The organism is Carboxylicivirga agarovorans, from assembly GCF_050589845.1.
Lineage (GTDB): Bacteria > Bacteroidota > Bacteroidia > Bacteroidales > Marinilabiliaceae > Carboxylicivirga > Carboxylicivirga agarovorans.
This window is the reverse complement of sequence record NZ_JBNGPA010000069.1, coordinates 1-6,683: the sequence shown is the minus strand read 5'-3', so window position 1 is coordinate 6,683 and position 6,683 is coordinate 1. Positions and strand designations below refer to the sequence as shown.

Here is a 6,683-nt window from a genome sequence, read left to right as displayed (position 1 = left end):
GTTCAAAACAAGAAACCATACAGTCAAGACTATATTTGTCTTGATCCTAGAGAAAGAAATATGAACAGCTCCAATGAAAAAGTGGCTTAAAAAATTGTAATTTATTAGAGTATATCCGTGGTCAAAAAAAGAAACCGTGGTTCCATCTCACCGGATGACCAAAGACAATACGTCCTTCTCATCCGGCGAGTAAAAGTAAAGTCTTTAACTTCCAAGCTTAAGCACCTTCACATCCTGCTCTTTCGTGTCGTCAAACGTCATGTGAATAATCTTCTCTCCCATCTTACCAAAGTCGATTGTTTTCATATCCAGAAAACGTACACGCCGATTGTGCTGCGTATGAAAACTCAAAGTCATATCACTTTGATTCCAGGCAGTTGTCCAGATGGTAGAGCTTCGCATCATATCTGTATTACCACCATGTCCGGCACCTTCAGCTCCGTCAGGCCCTAATGGCAGGTTGAAGTTGTCTAAAATGCGGAACAATTCATAAACCGTTTCCTTACCATCCCGGGTTTCACGGGCTGTCTGCGACCACGCCACTGCTCTTATAAAACGCGAGGGAGGTGTATTGTCACCGGGTAAACCAATCATACCAGAACCGGCTCCTGTGGGTGAAAACTTAATGCCTTGTAATTGTTTTGGTTCAACAGAAAACATAGACAAATTGAGGTAGTTACTTAAGTTGGTCATGTGCCAGTCGTAATTAGGAGCATTGGTAATAACACCCAATGGTGCATCATGAATCTTTAGCTGACCATCAGTGTATTCAATCACCACCGACTGACCTGTTTTATCCGTCACGATCCAGTGGGCCTCAACAATGATACCTATGGCTTCTTCAACCACACCAACAACGTTTACATGGGGCATGCCTTCTTTCACTTCCTGAATGGTAGAAAAACTTCCCAATATATAATTGGCTACTTCCTGGCTCGATATGGTCTGGTCTGCATTCTCCTTTTTATACACATCGTATACCGCATACCCGGGATGATAAAACATACCAAGACTCAGCCCCTTTTCATTCATTCCGTCTGACATTAAATCTTTGTGCAGCATATCCAGGGCTACAAAACCATACCTGGCTGTGTATTTCATGCCCTTAGTGCCATCAGGCGTTAATCCGGTAAAGGTGTAACCGCGGGGAACAATAGCAACTCTTGAGTTAAGGTCAAAAGCCCCCCACTCCATACTTCGCCCGTAAACAACATCACCATTTTTGGCGATTAATCTGATTCCTGTACATGCCAGTGCTTCGAAAGCACCACTTATCAATAACACACATGCAATTGCTATTAAAGCTCTTTTTCTCATTTTGTTAGGTTTAAACTATTACTATTGACCTGAGTCCGGCATTAAATTTCCATCTCAGCTTATTAATTACTTTTTGGGAAGAGAAGTACCAGGTTGATCCTGAAGCCCCAATCGGTTTTACTCTTATTGCTATAAATCATTTTTGGACCTCCACCAACTTGTATCAGTTGCTTACGGATACGAATGATCTGATTGGCATAAATACCTGTGAAACCAAAGATCAGATCTGCATCCCAATTCTGGGTATTTTCCGAAGCCAGGGAAACAGACAGGCCTTTTCCCACTGTTTTGGAGATAAAAGGTTGAAAGAAAGTAGCATTAACATCTGTTCGGTCCTCGTTACCTGCATACGATACCAAATGATTGGCCAATACACCGTAAATCAACGTTTCCGATAATTTTAAAGCTACTATTGTTGGTCCAATTGCCCATTTCTCCAGTCCAACATCAGAATTAGTGGCTGTTGGAAACATCAGAACAGGTCCAACACCCCAAACTAACCCACCTGGCGTAGGTGCTTTTGGTGAGAAAAACAGGCTCTGTACAATATCTCCCATTCCGCTTTGACTGCTACCATCTGCAATCACATCATTCTGAGAAATAATGGGTACGATGGTTCGACTAATCATATTCCAGTTTTCACCGATGGAAACAGGAATAACCGGCTGGGCATTTAAGGTGTATTTAAAGCCTTCATTGGGACCAACACCATAGTCGAAATTACTTTGAAAAGGAACACTGATCAACGATGCCACCGGATTGGCAAGCTGCGTGGCCAGTTCATCCTTTGACTGAGCTATAATTACATTGACAAACATAATGAAGCCAATGAGCAGGGTAAGTTGTCTCTTCATCGTTTAAGTAGTTTTGGTAATGCTTATGCTTTTGGCAAAATATAAATATACTAATTTCAGAACTAACAAGTTGAATATTCGACTATTAATTGGCTTACTGCTTACACACAGTAAGGGCCCGTTTCTGCACACCTGAATAAGGCTTTGTTCTGCACGCTATGTATCTGCCGCTATCATAATTTTGCATTTGAATGATTGACAATTAATCTTTCAGCAAACATACAAGATTGATAAGCTGTGGTCAATTACAATGCATGCATTGTAATTTGAGTAAAAACCTATATCATTGACATATTGCCCCTTAGGCAAATTATCAGACCTTTTACCACTAGATCATTAATAATCAAAGGTTAGAGAATTACCTGTTTTTGACCGAAAAACACTGAAAAAGCACCTAATCGTGTCATTTTTCGGCCCATTTGAAGCTGTTTCGGACATTTTTCGGGCTAAACTCGACACCTTTTCGGGTCTTCTTCGGTATTTGTTCGGTAAATGTTCGACTACGCGCGTAGCCGAACATTTACCGAAGGATTACCGAAGCCCTTCCGAAGGATTACCGAAGCGTTACCGAACGTGTCCCGAAGCAAGTAGCAAGTTGAGTGGTAGGATTAACGAAAAAACTATCTCATTAAATTAGTGAAAGCACTCCTCCGTATGCTGATATTCTAATTTTAGGCACAAGATTTTTACTTCAAGCTGTAAAATTGGATTAAGATCAATGCGACAACAGCATTTAATATTATGCATTTCAAAAAAATGCCTTAACTTTTTATAGTTGTTGTTGTTCTAAATTAAAGACAATCATATGCCTGCAGTATTTCAAACGTGGAGAAGTTATTTTATTTTATTCCTTTCGCTGTTTCTTCTTTTTCAGAAAGGGCAGCTAAAGGCGCAGACTGATTCCGAGACTGACAATGTTCCAAAAGAGGAAATACAGGCCGTTGAAACCATTGCCTTGAAAGATATTTCTGTTGAGACAGAGAAACTGGATCAACGAATTCGCTACCTAAGTACGATTCTCCAGCAAACACTTAATAGAAATGAAATTGATTCGGTTTTAAACCTTATATATACAGATGCCAACTATCATAAAGATTCTCTAATCGAAAACCTTAATAACTACTCTCAGAGAAGCTTACGTGAACTAATGGTAGAGTGGAAAAGCTACCAAAGCCAATTGAAAAAGCACCAAAACTCTGTTAATGAGCGCCTGGAAGATATAAATGGTCTGAGCGATGAAGTGGTTCATGAAATTACGCGATGGAAAAACACAAAAGAGAGCCTGGCAAGTAATACCGCGTCAGAAGAATTATTTGCAAATATTGACACCGTGGTTTTTACGCTTGAGGATTTGCTAAGCTTAAGCATGGTAAAGCTCGATAGCATATTTGTGATCCAAAAACGCCTGACGAGTGTTGCAATTATAATCAACGACGTGATAGCTGAAATTAACAAACGCGAATTTCAACTACAAAAGGAGTATTTTGTATTTGACAGTCCTCCAATATGGCGGTCAGGGAAGGCACAAAAAGACACCGTTGCAGCTGAAACTGCCAAAATAAATGACTTTCAGATTCTAAGCACCGGTTTAAAGGATGATATGAGCCACTTACGCAAGTTTGTTGCCTCAAACTACCAAACCTTTCTTTTACAGCTTATATTTTGCCTTTTGCTATTAATACTGCTTATTGCAGTAAAACGCAAAAAGAAGAAAAGCCGCAACAAGCTCAATACGCCCCTTGAACGCAAGGCAAATGTTATTATCAACAATCCCATATCAGCTACACTGACTATGGGGGTTTTAATATCGGCTTTTTTCCACGAGGGACTTATACCTATCTATGCCATCATTTTGATATTAATCATCTTATCTGCTACAGCCTATTTACTACCCAGGCTTACTCATAAGAAGATCAAAACGCCCTTATTGCTTTTAATTGCCATTACCTTCATCGAGTATTTATATGACGATTTGGAACCTGCTTCATTATCAGCGAGAAGTTTTGTTTTAATCAATTCTCTTATGCTTGCCTTTGTGCTGATCTATGGAAGAAAAATAATATCATCATCTCCACAGATGTTTCCGAAGATTTCAATATTCAATAAATACATCCTACCATTCTTTATCCTATTTACCGTGAGTGCGTTTATCGCCAATATTATCGGAATGGTGCGATTATCACGGTTTCTTATTTCTGCCACTGTAACTTCAGTGGGTTTAGGAGCGGTTGTTTACCTAACGGTTCAAATATCCACCAGTATTATCATTTTGCTGTTTAAATTCAGAAATCACATATCACTTGCTACCATATCTAACTTTGCCAATGTTGTACAAAAACGTATCAGCCCGATTCTAAGCTTAGCAGGAATCATCGTTTGGGGTATTTTTACCTTGTCGGGCTTTGAAGTGTATGAATACCTTCAGATATGGATAGGTAATATTCTGGAGTTGGAGGCCAAAGTAGGCGAAATGCAGTTTTCCATAGGCGATATCCTTTCCTTTATTTTCATTTTTACCTGTACGCTGTTTATTTCCCACTTTGTTGCCAGGGTTTTCCAGGATGAATGGCTTATCAAGTATTTACCCCGTGGTATTGCTCCGGCCATTTCTTTGCTGGCACGCATATTTATTATTTCCATAGGTTTCTATATGAGTTTGTCGGCAGCTGGTTTTGACCTTTCCAAAATTGGCTTATTGGTTGGTGCACTTGGTGTAGGAATTGGATTTGGATTACAAAACATTGTCCTGAACTTTATTTCGGGCTTAATACTTGCGTTTGAGCGTCCCATTAACCTGGGCGATGCCATTGAGGTGGACAATGAAATGGGCGTTGTTACCAGCATTGGCGTAAGAGCCAGTAAAATTAAAACCTATGATGGCTCTGAAATAATTATTCCCAATGGTGACCTGGTTTCCAAGAAAGTTGAAAACTGGACCTTGGGAAACAGAGATCGCAGAAGTAAAATTACTATTATCACTTCATCACTGGCCGAACCGGAGGAGGTCATTGCTGTTTTCAACTCCATGGCAAGCGAACATCCAAGGGTGTTTACCAACCCGGCTCCAAAGACTTTCTTTCATGGTTTTAACCAGGATGGGAACCTGCATTTTTCACTTATCTACTGGACCAGTTTTTCAGATACCTTAGATGCAGACAGTGATATCGCCCTGAGCATACACAAAGCTCTTAAGAGCATGAATATTCAGGCGCCGGTGCCCGTCCATAAAATTATATCAGAATGATTTTACTGGACTCTTAATAAGATATGGCTTATCTTTTATTGAGTTAAAACTATTCTAACATACATTGATACCTTAAAAAGATGCTGATAGCCTTTCTTATTTCTTTGCTTTTTGCCGGAGAACCTGACCTGTTTATTGTGCCTAAAATTGAAAACTATTGTAAGCGTGAGTTGGATGAACCGACCCGCAAAGTCGTGATAGCTGAAATAGATGAATACAAAGAAGCAGCCGACCGCATAACAAAATCCAATCGTCAAACCGCCAAAAAATTCCGTAAGGAACGGCTGGCTTATGGATTAAAAGAAAGTCAATTTGACAACTACCTGAAGGTCTATATTGAGAAATATGAGTACATGGACTCCATTTCCATGAAAAGCCGCAGGGTATTTAAAAAGGAACTGAAGCAGGAACAATGGAATGAAGCACTCAGTAAAATTGACAAGCAAATTACTAAGCACCAAAAGAACTATTTAAAAAGAAAGAACAAACTGGCTAAAAGAATTAATAAACTAAAGAAGAAAACACGACAAAGCATTGATAAAAAGGGCATGAACCCTTCAGCTCTTGTTATTATTGAAAGCTTTGAACAACACCTTCACAGGGCATTGGATGATTACGAGATAAGTTATTTTGGTTTAATAAACAGTCTTCGTAATTATGAGACCAGCGAGGATTCTATCATTGCCAATCGAAAGGAAATTAACCAAATACGCTACAACTTTTACAATCAGTTTAAAAAGACCTATTTCGACCTGTCATCAATTCTTTCACCTGATGAATGGAAAATGATACAAAAACACTTTAATTCAGTAATATAATTAGCGTGCTGCAAGTCTGCCCCCGATAACTATCGGGGATGAATAGTCCGGGGCAAAGCGCACGAGTGTTCGAAAAGATTCAAACATTCACATATATAATGTTTTGCAAGCTGTAAATCAGCTCTCCTCCTGGCAAGGAGGAGTACCTCGACGAAGGAGAGAGGAGGTGGTTTTAAGTCTTTTTTATAAATTAGTTTTCAACAATATAAGAAAGATATGAAAAGTAACCGGCCAGAAATGGTTTATAGGAGAAAACTATTGAGAAACAGAGCAACTCCAGCGGAATGTCAGGGAAGGCTACAGTGAACTTTGGAATTACCTTAAAGGAAAAAGAATATGCAATCTGAAGTTTAGGCGACAACATTCTATTGGGCAATACATTCTGGATTTTTATTGTCCTCAATTAAAGCTAGCTATCGAATTAGATGGGGAATACCATGTTTATAATGA

4 protein-coding genes and 1 pseudogene are annotated in these 6,683 nt (G+C 39.3%); 3 read left to right on the top strand and 2 right to left on the bottom strand.

Translation table 11 applies throughout. The annotated features are described in order from the left end of the window. Positions 1-204: 204 nt before the first annotated feature. A complete protein-coding gene (locus tag ACRD69_RS25160; protein WP_430817898.1) occupies positions 205-1,317 on the bottom strand; it encodes a linear amide C-N hydrolase in 1,113 nt (370 codons plus the stop codon). Between the two features lie 62 nt (positions 1,318-1,379). Next, the gene (locus ACRD69_RS25155) at positions 1,380-2,171 is read right to left on the bottom strand and encodes a hypothetical protein (protein WP_430817897.1); all 792 of its coding nucleotides are present in this window, start codon (positions 2,169-2,171) and stop codon (positions 1,380-1,382) included. Positions 2,172-2,976: 805 nt separating this feature from the next. Between ACRD69_RS25155 and ACRD69_RS25150 the strand changes: the two genes are divergently transcribed. The 3 genes and pseudogenes from ACRD69_RS25150 to ACRD69_RS25140 form a co-directional block, all read left to right on the top strand. Further along, positions 2,977-5,415 carry a mechanosensitive ion channel domain-containing protein gene (locus ACRD69_RS25150; RefSeq protein WP_430817896.1) on the top strand — a complete coding sequence of 813 codons (2,439 nt, stop codon included), beginning with the start codon at positions 2,977-2,979 and terminating at the stop codon, positions 5,413-5,415. An 80-nt stretch (positions 5,416-5,495) separates the two neighbouring features. After that, positions 5,496-6,233, top strand: a complete 738-nt coding sequence (locus tag ACRD69_RS25145; protein ID WP_430817895.1) for a hypothetical protein — start codon at positions 5,496-5,498, stop codon at positions 6,231-6,233. Between the two features lie 280 nt (positions 6,234-6,513). Next, positions 6,514-6,683: pseudogene (locus tag ACRD69_RS25140) on the top strand (endonuclease domain-containing protein); the annotation flags it as partial.

What these genes read in the sequence shown, in the direction of transcription:
- ACRD69_RS25160 (WP_430817898.1), bottom strand. Translation starts at nt 1,317, where the DNA reads ATGAGAAAAAGAGCTTTAATAGCAATTGCATGTGTGTTATTGATAAGT.
- ACRD69_RS25155 (WP_430817897.1), bottom strand. Translation starts at nt 2,171, where the DNA reads ATGAAGAGACAACTTACCCTGCTCATTGGCTTCATTATGTTTGTCAAT.
- ACRD69_RS25150 (WP_430817896.1), top strand. Translation starts at nt 2,977, where the DNA reads ATGCCTGCAGTATTTCAAACGTGGAGAAGTTATTTTATTTTATTCCTT.
- ACRD69_RS25145 (WP_430817895.1), top strand. Translation starts at nt 5,496, where the DNA reads ATGCTGATAGCCTTTCTTATTTCTTTGCTTTTTGCCGGAGAACCTGAC.